15 protein-coding genes are annotated in these 16,912 nt (G+C 58.9%); 10 read left to right on the forward strand and 5 right to left on the reverse strand.

The window, feature by feature from the left end; genetic code table 11:
- The 8 genes from tmaR (at window position 1) to araD (ending at window position 8,363) form a co-directional block, all read left to right on the forward strand.
- Entirely contained in the window at window positions 1-318 is a 318-nt protein-coding gene (tmaR, locus tag IMX17_RS01520; protein ID WP_004935612.1) for a PTS system regulator TmaR, read from the forward strand.
- Window positions 319-672: 354 nt separating this feature from the next.
- The gene (locus tag IMX17_RS01525) at window positions 673-1,740 is read left to right on the forward strand and encodes an erythritol/L-threitol dehydrogenase (RefSeq protein ID WP_016927009.1); all 1,068 of its coding nucleotides are present in this window, start codon (window positions 673-675) and stop codon (window positions 1,738-1,740) included.
- 137 nt (window positions 1,741-1,877) lie between these two features.
- Entirely contained in the window at window positions 1,878-2,795 is a 918-nt protein-coding gene (locus IMX17_RS01530; RefSeq protein WP_016927010.1) for an ABC transporter substrate-binding protein, read from the forward strand.
- A gap of 53 nt (window positions 2,796-2,848) precedes the next feature.
- The gene (locus IMX17_RS01535; protein WP_193549256.1) at window positions 2,849-4,339 is read left to right on the forward strand and encodes a sugar ABC transporter ATP-binding protein; all 1,491 of its coding nucleotides are present in this window, start codon (window positions 2,849-2,851) and stop codon (window positions 4,337-4,339) included.
- Window positions 4,336-5,325, forward strand: coding sequence for an ABC transporter permease (locus IMX17_RS01540; RefSeq protein ID WP_193549257.1), 990 nt, complete (start codon window positions 4,336-4,338; stop codon window positions 5,323-5,325). The genes IMX17_RS01535 and IMX17_RS01540 overlap by 4 nt, the downstream gene beginning before the upstream one ends.
- Window positions 5,326-5,333: 8 nt before the next feature.
- On the forward strand, window positions 5,334-6,821 hold the full coding sequence (locus IMX17_RS01545; RefSeq protein ID WP_193549258.1) for an FGGY-family carbohydrate kinase: 1,488 nt from the start codon (window positions 5,334-5,336) through the stop codon (window positions 6,819-6,821).
- Entirely contained in the window at window positions 6,808-7,677 is an 870-nt protein-coding gene (locus IMX17_RS01550; protein ID WP_193549259.1) for an L-ribulose-5-phosphate 3-epimerase, read from the forward strand. The genes IMX17_RS01545 and IMX17_RS01550 overlap by 14 nt, the downstream gene beginning before the upstream one ends.
- The gene (araD, locus tag IMX17_RS01555) at window positions 7,671-8,363 is read left to right on the forward strand and encodes an L-ribulose-5-phosphate 4-epimerase (RefSeq protein ID WP_046896381.1); all 693 of its coding nucleotides are present in this window, start codon (window positions 7,671-7,673) and stop codon (window positions 8,361-8,363) included. The genes IMX17_RS01550 and araD overlap by 7 nt, the downstream gene beginning before the upstream one ends.
- 6 nt (window positions 8,364-8,369) lie before the next feature.
- On the opposite strand, the gene IMX17_RS01560 is transcribed toward araD, so the two are convergent.
- Entirely contained in the window at window positions 8,370-9,374 is a 1,005-nt protein-coding gene (locus tag IMX17_RS01560; protein WP_004935582.1) for a LacI family DNA-binding transcriptional regulator, read from the reverse strand.
- 346 nt (window positions 9,375-9,720) lie between these two features.
- Between IMX17_RS01560 and IMX17_RS01565 the strand changes: the two genes are divergently transcribed.
- Window positions 9,721-11,298 (forward strand): LA2681 family HEPN domain-containing protein, encoded by a 1,578-nt coding sequence (locus IMX17_RS01565; RefSeq protein WP_046896382.1) that lies wholly within the window; start codon window positions 9,721-9,723, stop codon window positions 11,296-11,298.
- A gap of 296 nt (window positions 11,299-11,594) precedes the next feature.
- Here IMX17_RS01565 and IMX17_RS01570 read toward each other — a convergent pair whose 3' ends face one another.
- The gene (locus IMX17_RS01570) at window positions 11,595-12,488 is read right to left on the reverse strand and encodes a LysR family transcriptional regulator (RefSeq protein ID WP_193549260.1); all 894 of its coding nucleotides are present in this window, start codon (window positions 12,486-12,488) and stop codon (window positions 11,595-11,597) included.
- A gap of 107 nt (window positions 12,489-12,595) precedes the next feature.
- Between IMX17_RS01570 and IMX17_RS01575 the strand changes: the two genes are divergently transcribed.
- Window positions 12,596-13,903: a serine hydrolase gene (locus tag IMX17_RS01575; protein ID WP_193549261.1), complete on the forward strand. Its 1,308-nt coding sequence runs from the start codon at window positions 12,596-12,598 to the stop codon at window positions 13,901-13,903.
- Between the two features lie 149 nt (window positions 13,904-14,052).
- Here IMX17_RS01575 and IMX17_RS01580 read toward each other — a convergent pair whose 3' ends face one another.
- The 3 genes from IMX17_RS01580 to lptF form a co-directional block, all read right to left on the reverse strand.
- On the reverse strand, window positions 14,053-14,595 hold the full coding sequence (locus IMX17_RS01580) for a DUF3916 domain-containing protein (protein ID WP_072056001.1): 543 nt from the start codon (window positions 14,593-14,595) through the stop codon (window positions 14,053-14,055).
- Window positions 14,596-14,752: 157 nt separating this feature from the next.
- The gene (gene lptG / locus IMX17_RS01585; RefSeq protein ID WP_193549262.1) at window positions 14,753-15,829 is read right to left on the reverse strand and encodes an LPS export ABC transporter permease LptG; all 1,077 of its coding nucleotides are present in this window, start codon (window positions 15,827-15,829) and stop codon (window positions 14,753-14,755) included.
- Window positions 15,826-16,896, reverse strand: a complete 1,071-nt coding sequence (gene lptF, locus IMX17_RS01590; RefSeq protein WP_099784456.1) for an LPS export ABC transporter permease LptF — start codon at window positions 16,894-16,896, stop codon at window positions 15,826-15,828. The genes lptG and lptF overlap by 4 nt, the downstream gene beginning before the upstream one ends.
- Window positions 16,897-16,912 lie beyond the last annotated feature (16 nt).

Raw genomic sequence — 16,912 nt, forward strand, 5'->3', positions numbered from 1 at the left:
ATGGATAATGCAAATAAGCCGAGTTTCCAGGACGTGCTGGAGTTTGTGCGTATGTTCCGCCGCAAAAACAAACTGCAACGCGAGATCGTCGACAACGAAAAGAAAATTCGTGATAACCAGAAGCGCGTGCTGCTGCTCGACAACCTGAGTGAGTACATCAAGCCCGGCATGAGCATTGAAGACATTCAGGGCATCATCGCCAACATGCGCAGCGACTACGAAGATCGCGTTGATGACTACATCATCAAAAATGCCGATCTGTCCAAAGAGCGCCGCGAGCTGTCCAAAAAGCTGAAAGCGATGGGCGAAGTGAAGTAACCCGTTTTATCGGGCCGGGCGCGATGCCTGGCCCGCATTCCTGCCAATCATTTTCTTCCCGCCGTTTCGATCATCTCCCGATCCTCATCGATCCTGTAAATGGGATCGCCATCCGCATTTGTAGCATTTTTAGCCGCAATGTTAACGAACTGTGATTTTGCTCAAACAATTCTTTTTGCAGCTTTGGTTATATGTCGATCAATGTTCACGTTGTCATTTTGAGTTTTCGGGATGTGTGATGATTAATTCATTGAAATTTAACATGTTGTGTCGTTATTCATTTTTTGTTGAATAAAAATGACAACGTCAACATTTAGAATTTTCAAGCGTTTAACGAGTGTATTGGAGGAAGAGATGAGCCAGTTGCCGGAAAAAATGCGCGCGGTCGTTTGCCATGGCCCGCAGGATTATCGTTTCGAACAGGTGCCTACGCCGCTGCCGAAGGCGCGCGAGCTGGTGATCAAGGTGGAAGGCTGCGGCATTTGCGCCGGCGACTGCAAATGCAAGAACGGCGCGCAGATGTTTTGGGGAGAAAATCCGTGGGTCAAACCGCCGGTGGTGCCGGGGCACGAGTTCTACGGCCGCATCGCCGCGCTGGGCGAGGGCGCGGAAGGCAAATACCGGATCGGCGAGCGGGTGATTGCGGAGCAGATCGTGCCGTGCTGGGAGTGCCGTTACTGCAAATCCGGCAGCTACTGGATGTGTGAGACGCATAACATTTACGGCTTCCAAAAAGACGTGGCGGAGGGCGGCATGGCGGAGTACATGCGCTTTTCCGAAAACGCCATCGTCCACAAGATCCCGGAAAGCCTAAGCCATGAAGACGCGGTACTGATCGAACCGATGGCCTGCGCCATCCACACCGTGGCGCGCGGCGACATCCAGCTGGACGACGTGGTGGTGTTGGCCGGCGCCGGGCCGCTCGGGCTGTGCATGGTGCAGGTGGCGCGCCTGAAGACGCCAAAGAAACTGATCGTGATCGACGCCATCGACGAGCGGCTGGCGCTGGCGAAGGAATTCGGCGCCGACGTGGTGATCAACCCGCTGAAGGAAGACGCTGACCAGATCGTCAAATCGCTGACCGGCGGCTACGGCTGCGACGTCTACATTGAGGCCACCGGCGCGCCGATCGGCGTCACCCAGGGGCTGCAGATGATCCGCAAGCTGGGTCGCTTCGTGGAGTTCAGCGTGTTCGGCAAGGAAACCACCGTCGACTGGTCCATCATCGGCGATCGCAAGGAGCTGGACATTCGCGGCGCGCACCTGGCGCCCTACAGCTACGAAATCGCCATCGATCTGTTCGAACGCGGGCTGGTGACGTCCAACGGCGTGGTCACCCACAGCTATTCATTGAACGACTGGGACGAAGCCTTCGCCCTGGCGGACTCGACCGACTCCATCAAGGTGATCCTGGTTCCCTGACCCTCCCGCCGTACCGCTGTTGCAGTCACGATCGCTGGCCCGTTCCGCAACGGAGGGGCCGGCCGGTCGGCCAAACGTAAAGACATGCTGTTGCTCTGATAACCACAACAAGAAGCTTCCCTACAGGAGAATTGGCTATGTTTTCATTATTCAAAAAGACCCTGCCTTTTATCGTCGCCGGTGGAATGTTGGCGGCCAGCCAGGTGGCGCTGGCCAAGCAAATCACGATCGGTATGTCGTTCCAGGAAATGAACAACGACTACTTCGTCACCATGAAGCAGGCGCTGGATCAGGCGGCGGCGGATATCGGCGCCAAGGTGTACGTGGCCGATGCGCGCCATGACGTCGCCAAACAGATCGGCGATGTGGAGGACATGCTGCAGAAGAAGGTGGATATCCTGCTAATCAACCCGACCGATTCGGTGGGGGTGCAGTCGGCGGTGATCTCCGCCCATAAGGCCGGCGCGGTGGTGGTGGCGATCGACGCGCAGGCGGAAGGGCCGCTGGACTCGTTCGTCGGATCGGAAAACTACGACGCCGGCTTCCAGGCGGGCGAATACCTGGCGAAAGCGCTGGGCGGCAAAGGCAAGGTGGCGATCCTCGACGGTATCCCGGTGGTGCCGATCCTGGAGCGCGTGCGCGGCTTTGAGGCGGCGATGAAAAAATACCCCGACATCAAGATCGTCACCAAGCAAAACGGCAAGCAGGAGCGCGACACCGCGCTGACCGTGACCGAAAACATGCTGCAGTCGGCGCCGGATCTGGCGGGCATCTTCAGCGTCAACGACGTCGGCGCGCTCGGCGCCCTGGCGGCGATCGAAAGCAACGGCGCCAAGGTCAAGCTGGTGAGCGTCGACGGCCAGCCGGAAGCGATCAAAGAGATCCTCAAGCCGAATTCGCCGTTTATCGCCACCTCGGCGCAGTTCCCGCGCGACCAGCTGCGCATCGCGCTCGGCATTGCACTGGCCCGCTACTGGGGTGCCACGGTGCCGAAAACCGTGCCGGTCAAAGTGAAGCTGATCGACCGCAGCAATGCGGCCGGCTTTAGCTGGTAACAGCGGTAGGTTCGCCCCGCTGCGGCGGGGCGTTCGGCGCGGAGGGCAATGCGGTGACACCTTTACTGGAACTGAAGCGAATAAAAAAGAGCTTTCCCGGCGTGAAGGCGCTGGACGGCATCGATCTGGCCATTCAACGCGGCGAGGTGCACGCCCTGCTGGGCGAAAACGGCGCCGGCAAATCGACGCTGGTGAAAATCATGTGCGGCATCCATCAGCCGGACGAGGGCGACATTTTTATCGACGGCGAGCAGCGCCGCTTTAACAACTATCGCCAGGCGATCGAGGCTGGGGTCGGCATTATTTTTCAGGAATTCTCGTTGATTCCCTACATGAGCGCCATCGACAACATCTTCCTCAACCGGGAGATCAGGAACCGCTGGGGCCTGCTGGATCGGCGGGCAATGCGGCGCAAGGCCGAGGCGATCTTCAAGCGGCTGACGGTGGCTATCGATCTCGATTGCCCGGTGGAGCAGCTGAGCGTGGCGCAGCAGCAGTTTGTGGAGATCGCCAAGGCGCTGTCGCTGGAGGCGCGGGTGCTGGTGCTGGACGAACCGACCGCCACGTTGACGCCGGGCGAGGCCGAACACCTGTTCAGCGTGATGAACGATCTGCGGCTGCTGGGCGTCGGCATGGTGTTCATCTCGCACCACCTGGACGAGATTTTCACCATCTGCGATCGCATCACCGTGCTGCGCGACGGCGCCTACATCGAAACGCTGGCCACCGGCGACACCAACGTGGAAGAGCTGGTGCGGCTGATGGTAGGGCGCAAAATCGAGAACGCCTTCCCGGTGAAACAGCACCCGGTCGATACCGCGACGGTGCTGCTGGAGGCGGAGATCCAGCGCGAGAAGCATGGCGCGACCGACCGCTTCCACCTGCACAAGGGCGAGATCCTTGGCTTCGCCGGGCTGGTGGGCTCCGGGCGCACCGAGACCGTTTCGGCGCTGATCGGCGCCAGCCGCTGCCACCGCAAACGCGTTCGTCTCGGCGGCCAACCGGCGGCGCTGCGCTCCCCGGCGCAGGCGTTGGCGCAGGGCATCGGCCTGCTGCCGGAGAGCCGCAAAACCGAGGGCCTGGTGCTGCCGTTCTCGGTGGCGCAGAACATCACCCTCAACCGGCACCACCGGCGCGGCAAGATCTTCGTCAGCGCCCGCAAGGATCGCGACGTGGTGCAGCGGCTGATCCGCGCCGTGGGGGTGAAAACTCCGGACGCCGAGACCGCCGTCAGCACCCTGAGCGGCGGCAACCAGCAGAAGGTGGTGATCGCCCGCTGGCTCAACAACGACTGCAACATCCTGATCTTCGACGAGCCGACGCGCGGCATCGACGTGGGCGCCAAGGCCGAGATCTACCAGCTGATGCAGCAACTGACCCAGCAGGGCATCTCCATCATCATGATTTCCTCCGAACTGCCGGAGATCATCGGCGTGTGCGACCGCGTGCTGGTGTTTCGCGGCGGCCACATCGTCGCCGAGCTGACCGGCGACGAGATCGAATCCAACCACATCATGCTTCACGCGACCGGGAGTGCCTTATGATCGGAATTGAACAACCCGCCGTGGCGCGCCGCGCCGCCGGCCCCAGCCTCGGCAAGCGCTGGGAAAAACTGCTGCATCACCCGGCGGTTTTGCCGTTTATCGGCTTCGCTGTCCTGTTCGTGCTGATGAGCCTGCTGAACGACAGCTTCCTCAGCGTCAACAACCTGACCAACGTGGCGCGCCAGGTGTCTATCAATGCCATCATCGCGGTGGGCATGACCTGCGCCATCCTGACCGGCGGCATCGATCTCTCGGTGGGGCCGGTGATGGCGCTGGCCGGTTCGGTCGCCGCCGGGCTGATGCTGGCGGCGGTGCCGATCCCGCTGGCGATGGTGGCCGCGCTGGCGCTCGGCGCGCTGTTCGGCCTGGCCAACGGCGCCTGCATCGCCTACCTGCGCATGCCGCCGATCATCGTCACCCTGGCGTCGATGGGCATCGCCCGCGGCCTGGCGCTGCTTTATACCGGCGGCTACCCGATCTCCGGCCTGCCCGACGTCTTCTCGTTCTTTGGCCGCGGCACGCTGCTGGGCATCCAGGTGCCGATCCTGATCATGCTCGGCGTGTACCTGCTGGCCTGGCTGATGCTCAACCAGCTGCCGTTCGGCCGCTACGTCTACGCGATGGGCGGTAACGAAGAGGCGGCGCGCCTGAGCGGCATCCGCGTGCCGCGCTACAAGATGCTGGTGTACGTGATCAGCGGCCTGACCGCCGCGCTGGCCGGGCTGGTGCTGACCTCGCGCCTGATGAGCGGGCAGCCCAACGCCGGCGAAGGCTTCGAGCTGGACGCCATCGCCGCCGTAGTGCTGGGCGGGGCGGCGATCTCCGGCGGGCGCGGCGCCATCGTCGGCACGCTGGTGGGGGCGATGATGCTCGGGGTGCTTAACAACGGCCTCAATCTGATGAACGTATCGCCGTATATCCAGAACGTGGTGAAGGGCGGCATTATCCTGGCCGCCATCTACCTCAGCTCCGTGCGGCGCAAATAGGAGGCGCGATGTCAGTCTTTCTTGGCATAGACGTCGGCGGCACGGTGATCAAGGCCGGGCTGTACCGGGCAAGCGGCGAAGAGCTGGCGATCGCCGAGCGCGACGGCGCGGCGATTGCCGCCCAGCCGGGCTTTAGCGAACGCAATATGGACGCGCTGTGGAATGACGTCTGCGCGGCGATCCGCCAGACGCTGCACGCGGCGGGGCTGTCGGCCGGGCAGGTGTGCGGCGTCAGCTTTTCGGCGCACGGCAAAGGGCTGTACGCCATCGACCGCCACGGCAAACCGGTCGGCAACGGCATCCTCTCTTCGGACAACCGCGCGGCGGCCACGGTGGCTGAGCTGCGCCGCGCCGGGGTGGACGCGCAGACCTACCCGCGCAGCCTGCAGCCGCTGTGGCCCAGCCACCCGGCGCTGCTGCTGCGCTGGCTGAAGCAGCGGCAACCGGCGCAGTACGCCGCCGTCGATCGCATCCTGATGGCGCACGACTACCTGCGCTTTCGCCTCACCGGCGAGGCGGCGGCCGAAGTGACCAACATCTCCGGCAGCAACCTGTTTAACCAGCGCAGCGGCGCTTACGATCCGGCGCTGATGGCCGCCTTCGGCATCGAAGAGGCGCAGGAGAAGACCGCGCCAACGATCGGTTCGGCGCAGCTGGCCGGGCGGGTGACGGCCACGGCGGCGGCGCAGTGCGGCCTGCGAACGGGCACCGCGGTGTACGGCGGCCTGTTCGACGTGGTGGGCGCGGCGCTCAGCTCCGGCGTGGCCGACGATCGCACGCTCAGCGCGGTGGCGGGCACCTGGTCGATCGCCACCTGCGTGACCGAGCGCATTATTCCCGCCGATTACCCCTACGCCTGGGGGCGCTACTGCATCGACGGCCGCTATTTCGTGCACGAAGGCAGCCCGACCTCGGCCGGCAACCTGGCCTGGTTCCTGCGCCAGTTCTGCGCCGACGACCGGCAGCGCTATGCCCAGTTCAACGCCTGGGTGGCCGAGCGCCGCGAGCAACCGAGCGGGCTGCTGTTCCTGCCTTATCTGTACGGCTCCAACCTCGGCGGCAACACGCCGGGCGGGCTGATCGGCCTGAGCGCCCACCACGAGATGGCGGACGTGGTGCAGGCGATCTACCAGGGCATCGTGTTCTCGCACCTGATCCATCAGGAGCGCATGGTGCAGCTGAACCCGCGTATCGAAAGGGTGCGCATGACCGGTGGGCCGACGCAGTCTGAGGTCTGGATGCAGATGTACGCCGACGCCGGCAACCTGCCGCTTGAGGTGGTGGCAACGCGCCAAAGTGGTTGCCGCGCCGCCGCCCTGTGCGCCGCCGTCGGCGCCGGAGAGTACGCCGGGTTCGCCGAAGCGATCGCCGCCGCGCCGCCCAAATTGCGCTGTTATTATCCCGCGACCGCCGCCCACCGGCGCCTGCGCGCCCAGCAGGCGCGCTATCTGGCGGTCGCCCAGGCTTTGAGTGAGGTGACTGATGCAAACGACTAACGCCGCCTGTCTGGGGCTGTATGAAAAGGCGCTGCCCGCCGATCTGAGCTGGCCGCAGCGGCTGGCCACCGCCGCCGAACTGGGCTTTGAATTTGTGGAGATGTCGATCGACGAACAGCCGGCGCGTCAACAGCGGCTGGACTGGGATCGCCGCCAGCGGCTGGCGTTTATCCAGGCGCGGCTCGACAGCGGGGTGACGGTGCCGAGCCTGTGCCTGTCGGCGCACCGGCGCGATCCGTTCGGCAGCGCCGACGCTGCCACCCGCGAACGGGCGCGGGTGCTGATGAGCAAGGCGCTGGAACTGGCGACGGATCTCGGCATCCGCAACATCCAGCTGGCGGGCTATGACGTCTATTACGAACCCGCCGATCGCCACAGCCGCGAGCGCTTTATCGAGGGCATGCAGTGGGCGGCGGCGCAGGCCGCCAGGGCGCAGGTGATGCTGTCGGTGGAGGTGATGGATACGCCGTTCATCAACAGCATCAGCAAATGGCGCGACATCGCCCGCCACGTCAACAGCCCGTGGTTCACGGTGTATCCCGATCTCGGCAACCTCAGCGCCTGGGGCAACGACGTCGCCGCCGAGCTGGCGCTGGGCATCGGCAGCATCACCGCCATACACCTCAAAGACACCGTGGCGGTGGGGCCGGGCAGCGCCGGGCAGTTCCGCGACGTGTCGTTCGGCGAAGGCTGCGTGGATTTCGCCCACGCTTTTTCCGTGCTCAACGCGCTCGGCTATCGCGGCCCCTACCTGCTGGAGATGTGGGCGCGCGAAGACGGGCAGGACAAGCAACGCATCGCCCAGGCCAAGGCCTGGCTCGAACAACAGATGAATGAGGGAGGCATCGCATGCTGAACGAACTCAAGCGGCAGGTGCTGGCCGCCAACCTCAGCCTGCCGGCATACGGGCTGGTGACCTTTACCTGGGGCAATGTCTCGGCGATCGATCGCCAAAGCGGGCTGGTGGTGATCAAGCCTTCGGGCATCGCCTACGAGGCGATGACGCTGGAGGATCTGGTGGTGGTGGATCTGGAGGGCCAGGTGCGCGAAGGGCACCGCAAGCCCTCATCCGACACCGCCACCCACCTGGCGCTGTACCGCGCCTTCGCCGATATCGGCGGCGTGGTGCACACCCACAGCCGCAACGCCACCATCTGGGCGCAGGCCGGGCAGCCGATCCCGGCGCTGGGCACCACCCACGCCGACTACTTTTACGGCGACATTCCCTGCACCCGGCCGATGAGCGAGGCGGAGATCGCCGGCGATTACGAGGGGGAAACCGGCAAGGTGATTATCGAGACCTTCAAGCAGGCGGGGCGCGATCCGCAGCAGGTGCCGGGGGTATTGGTTTACTCCCACGGCCCGTTCGCCTGGGGCAAGGACGCGGCGGATGCGGTGCACAACGCGGTGGTGCTGGAAGAGGTGGCGATCATGGCGATGGCGACGCGCCAGCTGGCGCCGGCTATCGCCCCGATGCAGCCGGAGCTATTGGACAAACATTTCCTGCGCAAGCACGGCAAACACGCCTACTACGGGCAATAGCGCCCGTCAGCGATTCAACAGCGAGCCGGTGAAGAACTCTCTGCGCACCGGCAACTCGCCGCGCGGGCTATTAATGGCGCTGAACAGCAGCTCCGCGGCGATCTCCCCCAGTTTCTGCGTATCGTGATACACCCCCGGAATGTGCAGGCCGTAAGCGCCGGCGCGCGGCGGCTCGTCTATCGAAAAGAACTTCACCTGCTGATAGAGCCCCATCTCGTGGCAGATGGCGATGGCGCCCAGCGTGATGATGCCGTTCAGGCCGATGATGTAATCCGGGCGGTTCTCCGGCTGTGCCAGATAAGCGCGCACCTCGCTCTCTTGCGAGGTGAAATCATAGTCGCCGTTGATGATATGAATCTCACGGCCGCTGCCCTGCAAGGCCGCGACGATGCCGGCGGTGCGCGTTAAGGTAATTTCCGAATCCGCCGGGCCGCCGATAATCAGCAGCTTCTGCTCCGGCTGCTCCGCCAGATAACGCCCGGCCAGCACGCCAATCTCGCGGTTATCGAGGAACACGCCGCTCAGCTGCTGATCGTAGAGATCGCGGTCGATAAGGATCAGCGGCACGCCGTACACCTCGGCCAGCTCGAGATAGGCGGGGCGGTAGCGCTTGTCGTCGCGCACCGCCGAGAGCAGGATGCCGCGCGCCTTGTAACCGAACAGCGCCTGAATGGCGCGCATTTCCGCCTCTTCGCTGCCGTCGGTGTCGAACAGCATGATCTGGTAGCCCTGTTGGCGCGCAATGCGCGACACGGTCTTGATCAGGCCGGAATAGAACGGGTTATACATGCTGCTGGTGACGATGCCGATAATCTGGCTGCTGCTGCTTTTCAGCCCCTGCGCGAAGGCGTTGGGCACATAGTTCAGCTCTTTGGCGATGGCGTGAATGCGCTCGCGGGTTTCCGGCTTGACCAGCTCGGGCTTATTGAAGGCGCGGGAAACGGTGATATTGGTCACCCTGGCGCGGCGGGCGATATCCACGATAGTGGCATTGGGATTGGCTTTCGACACCGTCTTTCCTTGCGTTATGCCTCAACAGATCCCTTATTGTAGGGAAAGGGCGGGGGCGGTGCTAGGGGGGAGTTGGTTTGCGGAAGGCGGGAATATTCCGTATGGCTGAATTATTGCGAGAAGCTCGGTAAACCGTGTTCCACGGGAGAAAGCTGGTATGGAAGGCTGCTTTGTGCCAGTAGCGGACGTAGCTAAGTCTGCACTGCATTAATTAGGGCGAGCAAGCCAGGAACAAAGTTCTGCGATTTCTTTCATCATGGAAAATTTTTAGTCAGAAATAATATGTTTTCTATTGGCTACACTCATATAATGATAGGCATCATTAGCTGAGTTTTCAGAGGTTTTAATGGATATCAACTATGTTGTTTCGAAAATGAGATATATAAATGATCTCATAGATTCAGGGGCATTTGAGTCTGCCTACAAAAATGTAAAGAAGATATTAAAAGGTATAGACGATTTAAACACAATCAATGAAAATAGAATAATCACATTGTCTAACTTAGCAGGTAATCTTATTGATATCGGAAGCTTCAGTAACAACAGAAGTATAGCAGAAGAAGGTTTGGCTCTACTTACAAATAATAGAGATGATATTCTGACTATAACAAATAAATCATCATATTATTATAATGTAGCAAACGGCATGAGTGCGGTTCTTGATTTTAATCCTCGTGACGATGCAGATATTGATGGTTTTATTAAACTGAATGAGGTTAAAAATAACTACTGGAAAGCGTATAAATTTTCTAGAGAAGAAGGTGAAGTTCATCCTGAGTTGATGATCAATCTAGCTAATGCATTAAAAAGGCAGTATCGTATATCTGAATCAATGGATTATTATGAACAAGCTATTTCTATTGATGATTCAATACCTCAGGCATGGGTCAACAGATCTGAGACATTAGAACTACTTAATGAATTATCTACCACATATACCTATAAAATGGTTAAGGAAGTTATTCGAGGTTATGAATGTGCAATAAATACAGAAAAGTGTATTTCTTCATGGATTGCTACTTACCAACGAAAAATAAAGTACAACGAAGATATACTGGAGGCATGTTGTATAGATACCATTGAGGATATCGGTACAGATGAAAAACTCACGAGAGAGGAGTATGATGCTTTATCACAGTATCAGAAATTCTGCATTGATAATAACCTAATGTTATCTGATCATTCTCTATATTGCAGTTGTTATGCTTCATCTAAAGATAATATAACTATTGCGACCACCGAAGAAGGCGTTTTTGGGAGTTTTATTGTACCAATGGAAATGGTGTTGAACAGGCTTAAAGCTGAGTACTCATTAGCAAGGAAAATGTTCTTCGAATATAAGGTTGGTAGTGAGATTTTTTATGAGGACTCTGAAGTTTGCTATTCTGAGTTGTATAACGGTGAGATATTATATGAAAATGTTGAGAAGTTAAGAGTAGCATTCAGATCGTGCTTTGGTGTTTTAGATAAAATAGCAGTTGCACTATGTACGTTGTTTGATTTAAAACCAGATAGAGGTCATATATACTTTCATAGCTTCTGGCAGGTTCGTGATGAAAAAAGAAAGGATAAAATAAACAAAATAAATAACAAAGGCTTGTTCGGTTTGTTTAGTATTGCTATGGATTTAAATGATAAAAATGGTGAGCTTGCTTTTTTTAGAGACTGGAGGAATGATTTAGAACATAAATTATTAGTTATTCACGAAGAAGGAATGCTTACGGACTTGTATAATTCCTATGATTTTTTTGATGAAGTAAAATTTATTAAAAAAGAAGAGTTTGAGCAGCATCTGTTGCAACTTATGAAAATTGTGAAATCAGCAATCATTCTGTTTGTATTCACAGTACGTATCGAGGGGAAACGAAATATCCCTGATGACGCATTGACCATTACAAACACCATAGAGAGAAAGATTTTATAGCCTGTTCTCATGTCGATAAGAACGACATTTCCTTTTACCTCCCCCATGCGTTTTAGTAATTAGTGAGGGGCATTAATGGGCTACGTATCCAGTTAGGTCTGCTCCTCGCTCAAAGCTGCCCCTCAAATGCCGCGTATCAAATCAATAAACCGGCGCCAGCAGCGCTGGAGTGTAGGTGATGGGGGGCTCATTGGGTAAAAGCAGCGAGCCGCTTAAGAACGTTCGGATAATCAACGCAGGTGATGAATCCCACGATCGACTTCCGATAACAACACCGCTAATCTAACAGCGACTTTTCACCCACCACTCTCCCGCCACAACCCCGGCAACAGCGCCAGCGTCTCATCAATCAGCGTCCGCCGGTCATTGCCCGGCTTCCAGATGGTCACCATGGTTTGACTTATTCCCTGGCTGCCCACTTCGGTGCGCAGCGTGTTGACGTTTTTCCACTGTTCGGCATGCATATGCGTCGGCAGGAATCCCCAGCCGCAGCTCTGTTCGAGCAGGGCGCGCAGCATCTCCAATTCGTTGGTAAATATTGTATGCCCGGAAATTTGCAGGCGGCGCGCCACGGGTTCGTCTGAATCCGGGTGCATGATCACCTGCGGCGCGAGCGAGAGTTCCAGCAGCGAAAGCGGCTGTTCCGCGCCGGGGAAAAGCGCTTTAGACGCGTAAAAATCCATCTCTATCGCCCCTAGGGCGCGCCACTCCATGGTGTCGCCCACGCTGCGGTTGCGCGCCTGGCAGATGCCCAGATCGGCCTGGCCGTTTGCCAGCAGCCTTTCCGCTTCGTCGCGCGAGGCGTTAATCAGGCTCAGGCGCGTGTTGCGCTGGGCCATAGCGGCAATCAGCGCCTGCAGCAACGCGCGGGGGGTAAAGGGATCGTAAACCAGCGAGATTTCCTGCGCCGCGCTCTTCGGCACGTCTTTGGCGAACGCCTCAAACGCTTTCACCTGGCGCATCAGCAGGTGCGCCTGGCGCTGCAGCTGTTCGCCCTCTGGCGTCAGGTGCAGGCTGCGCCCCTCGCGCAGGAACAGCGCATAGCCCAAGCCATCCTCGAGAAAATCAATCAAATCGCGCAGCGTCGTGCGGTCTTTGCCCAGCTTGAGCGCGGCTTTCGCCAGGCTGCCGTGCTCGGCCACGGCGGTGAAGGCTTCCAGTTGGGCAAAGGAATAAATCAGGCTCGGCACGCGGTTCTCCCGTCGATTTTTCGGGGGATTTTCCCCCATCAGGCGTTTTTTATTATAGGCCGCGTTTTTTTAAGCTGAACGCCTTCCTGAGCTATGCGAGAAATAATATGAAAAGCAAAGTGTTTAACCGCAGCCTATTGGCGGGAGTCGTCATCAGTCTCTGCAGCGGCCTGTTGGCGCCCGCCGCGCTGGCCGCCTGTGCGGGAACCGAACTTAGCGCCTGTCCGGCGCCTTTCGATGCGCAATTGCCAGACACGCACAAGATGCTCACCTGGAGCCAGAGTGACCGGGTGATCGGTTTTCGTAATGACTACCGCAACTATGCCGGGGATGTGTTTCACCACGGCAACGCCGCGCCGCTGCCGGCTGCCGCTAAACCGCTAGCGGACGCCAGCTATCGGGTGAACGGCAAAACCTACCACCTGCAGGATTATTTGCAGCGCCAGAACGTCAGCGGCATGCTGGTATTGAAAGACGGCAAAATTGCCTGGAAATATCTGGGGCAGGGCAATACCGACGCCACGCTGTGGACGTCGCGCTCGGTGGGCAAATCGGTGGTTGCCACACTGGTGGGCGTGGCGATTAAACAGGGCAAGATCCGCTCGCTCGACGATCTCATCACGCAATACGAACCCGATCTGAAAGGCACCGCGTGGGACGGTGTAACCCTTAGGCAACTGATCACTCATACCTCCGGCGTGGCGTGGAATGAGGATTATACCAACCCGAAATCGGACTTCGCGCAGCTGACCGAGTGTGAAGCCAGGCCCGGCACCTACGCCTGCGTGCGCAAGCTGGTGGCCGGTCTGCAGCGTACGCATCCGGCCGGGCAGAACTGGTCTTACTCCTCCGGTGGCGCTTGGCTGCTGGGCGATGTGCTGGAGCGCGCCACCGGCATGCCGCTGGCGGCCTATCTGGAGCAAAGTATCTGGCAGCCGTACGGCATGGCGAGCGACGGGGTGTGGCATGCCTACGCCAAAGGCCAGCACGACGTGGGCGCGCACGGCTTTAACGCCACGTTGGAAGACTGGGGGCGCTTCGGTGAGTTCATTCTGCATAACGGGAGGTTGCCGAACGGCAAACAGATCCTGCCGGAAGATTGGGTAGCTCAGTCGGCCAACTGGACGCGGGCGGCGGGCTCGGTGTCGGCGGCGCATCCTGACGGCATCTACGGCTACCAGTGGTGGAACAACGAAGTGCCGGCGAATGCGGCTAACGTAGAACCCACTCCGCAGGCGTCCCTCAAGCATTCCCTGTGGGCGCTGGGGATCTTCGGCCAGATGATTATGGTCAATCAGGCGGAGAATCTGGTGATCGTCCAGTGGTCCACCTGGCCGCAGGCGGAGCCGTCCTTCAGCGCCCAACCGCTGGAGGCATCGCTGATGTTTAGCGCGATAGCGAAGGAGTTGCGTTAATGTCGATAAGCCCATCTTTGCAGATGGGCTTATCTGAATGCTGCTGGCCATCACTCAGTTTTGCTTATTCTTTAGCTCCACCGATCAAAACTTTAAACTAAACATATCCCTGACTCATTTCTTAAAACAGGGGAGAGTGAATGCCTGAATTATTGTAGTTGACCATAATGCCAGCGTTCGCCAGTAAACCACTCATCAGGGTTATCTCCGCCATGATATTCAATTGCAACGCCTAACTCTTGCACGCCAGCTGGAAGAATAAGTCCCCATTCCTTAGCAAGGCTGCGTTCTTTTAAAATTATCGATGAGCCATTGTCAGAACTGCCTTCTGAAACAAAACCCTGAAAATATTCATCTGAATGGTACAAACAAATTTCGCTGGTAAACATGTCCGGGAGGCAGATGACGGCAGTAATTCGCGGGCTGTCATCGCAATTTGCTGTTGCGAGCATCAAATTAGCACAGGCATTAATCAAGGCCTGCGCACAGTCAGCCTTAATTTTTTTGTTACTGTGCTTTCCTTCAACCAGGTTGATTTCTACAGGTATTTTGTAATTCCAGTAATGTCTGTCTTCAGAAAAGTCTGCTCGTGCTGGGTCATGGAAGGTTTCGGACCAACGCTGAAGTCCCTTTATGCGGCGGGGAATGTTTCTTATTTTTGTGCGGTAATCTCTGTTTAAGCGTCTACTCATGTGCTGCAATTTCCCTGTCTACTCATGAATTTCTGCCATCGTCTCATACTTGGTGTGCTTCTGTTTCAGATTTCTTAACCTCATGTAGTTGCATTGTTTTCAACCAGCCGCCCTGCTTAACGTCCGCTCAGATCGCTTTATCTAGCCTCCAGGCTCCCTAACCCCGATCAAACCGATAAACCAGCGCCAGCGCCAACGCCAGGATCAAAAGCGGCGGGGCGAGGGCGGTGAAAGGCGCGTTGAGAGCGAACAGCAACCCCAGGTTGAGGACGATCTGGTAAGCGATGTAGGTCAGCAGCCCGATGATGACGCCGAGCGCTAATCGGCTGCCCATGCCGGGGGCGCGCGGGGCGGTGAAGGTAAATGGGATGGCCAGCAGAATCATCGCCAGCACCAGCAGGGGCTGGCCGAGTTTTTTCCACAACGCCAGGCGGTATTCGGTGCTGGGTTGCCCAGAACCCTGCAGATAATCGATATAGCGATCCAGCTGTTGGAGCGAGAAGCTGCCCGCCGGCAGGGTCAGCTCTTTCAGGCTCGGCACGGCGAACAGCGAGCGCCACGGCAGGCTGCTTTGCCGCTCAATCGTTTCCTTTCTGCCTTGCCAGCTTTTCTGCATCACGTTGTGCAGCAGCCAGCTGCCGTCGGCGGCGGTGCTGGCGCTGTCGGCGTAAATGTAAGATTCCAGCGCGCGGTTGGCCTGATAACGGAAGATCTCAATGCCGTGGGGCTGGTCGTTCTCATCGACGGTTTTTACCGTCACAAATTCGTTGCCGCGCCGCGCCCATAGCGGGTTCACGGTCACGTCGTTATCGTTCGACTGCGCCAGCGCGTTGTTCTTCATCTGCAGCGCGCGCTGCTGCAGCGGCGAGGCCGCCCATTCATCGAGAGCGCCGAGCGAGAGGTTCATCAACAGCCCGGCGGCGAGCATCACCAGCGCAATGCGGAATATCGACATCCCGGCGGAGCGGATCGCCGTCAGCTCCAGGGTTTTAGACAGCTGGCCCAGCCCAACGATGCCGCCGAGCAGCGCGATAAACGGCCCCAGATCGACCATGCTGCGCGGCAGGGTCATCACGGTCACCAGCAGCGCCTGCTGCCAGCGGTAGCCGCCCGGGGTCACGTCCTCCAGCTCGTTGATCAGCGTGAAGGTGGTGAACAGCGGGATGAGCAGCCCGGCCGCGGCGGCGAAGCCGATGAACACGTTGCGCATTAGGTAGCGGCTAAAAATAGTCATCGGGAGGGTTTCCGCAGCAGAGATAGGTCGCGCGCCAGCAGCAGGGCGATGCCGACAGCCATGGCTATCGGCACCAGCCAAACGCCGGGGATCGTTGGCAGAGAGCCGTTGGCCACCAGCGTGCGGCAAATGTTGCCGCCATAGAAAATCACGGTAAACAGCACCGTCAGGGGCAGCAGCGCGGCGTAGCGTCCCTGTCGCGGCTTGATGCGGCTAAAGGGGATCGCCAGCAGCACCATCAGCACGGTGGTCAGCCCGCGGCTCTCGCGCCATTGCAGTTCGGCAGCGTCGCCCGGATCGGCGGAGCGCGCCAGCTCCGCCGGCGAGGCCGACTTGTGCCGGCTCTCGGCGCTGGGCACGAACGGTTTGAGCGCGATGTCGAAGTTGTCGTAGTTCTGCCCGTTGTCGTCGGCGCCCTCACGATCCAGCACATAGGCGGTGCCGGTTTTCAGCCGCACGGCGGGGCTGGCAGGGGAGGCGTCGAGCACCTCCACCGACTGCGCGCGGTACAGGTTGGTGTGATGGCCGCCGCGCACATAAATCAGGGCGTCCGTCAGGTGGTTGGCCGTTTTGTCGACGTGATTGGCGAGGATCATGCGGCCGTTGCCGCTGACGTTGAATTTGTCGGCTTGCAGGTGGCTCACGTCCAGCACCGACTGCGACTGTTGTTGCAGCTGATAAATATTGGCGTACGCCCAGGGCCTGCCATACAGCGACAGCAGCGTGACCGCTATCGCCAGCGGCACGGCGAGCAGCAGCACCGCCTTGTACAGCCGCAGCGGGCTGGCGCCGGCGGCCAGCATGGCGGTGATCTCCGCATCGCTGTACATCTGGCTCAGCGCGACCGCCACCGAGACATACAGCGCGACGGGCAATATCATCTCCAGCGCGATCAGCGATTTATAGAAAACCACGTCGGCCACCACCCGCAGCGCCAGCGTGCCGTTGGCGGCGTCGGTCAGGTAGCGCTGGGCGGAGTAGCTGGCGAACATGAAGATCAGAAACCCGGCGATCATCATCACCAGGCGGCGGATCTCAACCGTGATATAGCGTTCAATCAAAGGCATGCGTCATCGGCTCCCG

It is taken from the genome of Serratia sp. X3, from assembly GCF_014982455.1.
GTDB classification, from domain to species: Bacteria; Pseudomonadota; Gammaproteobacteria; order Enterobacterales; family Enterobacteriaceae; genus Serratia; species Serratia ureilytica.

What these genes read in the sequence shown, in the direction of transcription:
- IMX17_RS01530 (WP_016927010.1), top strand. Translation starts at nt 1,878, where the DNA reads ATGTTTTCATTATTCAAAAAGACCCTGCCTTTTATCGTCGCCGGTGGA.
- lptF (WP_099784456.1), bottom strand. Translation starts at nt 16,896, where the DNA reads ATGCCTTTGATTGAACGCTATATCACGGTTGAGATCCGCCGCCTGGTG.
- IMX17_RS01525 (WP_016927009.1), top strand. Translation starts at nt 673, where the DNA reads ATGAGCCAGTTGCCGGAAAAAATGCGCGCGGTCGTTTGCCATGGCCCG.
- araD (WP_046896381.1), top strand. Translation starts at nt 7,671, where the DNA reads ATGCTGAACGAACTCAAGCGGCAGGTGCTGGCCGCCAACCTCAGCCTG.
- IMX17_RS01550 (WP_193549259.1), top strand. Translation starts at nt 6,808, where the DNA reads ATGCAAACGACTAACGCCGCCTGTCTGGGGCTGTATGAAAAGGCGCTG.
- IMX17_RS01580 (WP_072056001.1), bottom strand. Translation starts at nt 14,595, where the DNA reads ATGAGTAGACGCTTAAACAGAGATTACCGCACAAAAATAAGAAACATT.
- IMX17_RS01565 (WP_046896382.1), top strand. Translation starts at nt 9,721, where the DNA reads ATGGATATCAACTATGTTGTTTCGAAAATGAGATATATAAATGATCTC.
- IMX17_RS01575 (WP_193549261.1), top strand. Translation starts at nt 12,596, where the DNA reads ATGAAAAGCAAAGTGTTTAACCGCAGCCTATTGGCGGGAGTCGTCATC.
- lptG (WP_193549262.1), bottom strand. Translation starts at nt 15,829, where the DNA reads ATGACTATTTTTAGCCGCTACCTAATGCGCAACGTGTTCATCGGCTTC.
- tmaR (WP_004935612.1), top strand. Translation starts at nt 1, where the DNA reads ATGGATAATGCAAATAAGCCGAGTTTCCAGGACGTGCTGGAGTTTGTG.
- IMX17_RS01545 (WP_193549258.1), top strand. Translation starts at nt 5,334, where the DNA reads ATGTCAGTCTTTCTTGGCATAGACGTCGGCGGCACGGTGATCAAGGCC.
- IMX17_RS01540 (WP_193549257.1), top strand. Translation starts at nt 4,336, where the DNA reads ATGATCGGAATTGAACAACCCGCCGTGGCGCGCCGCGCCGCCGGCCCC.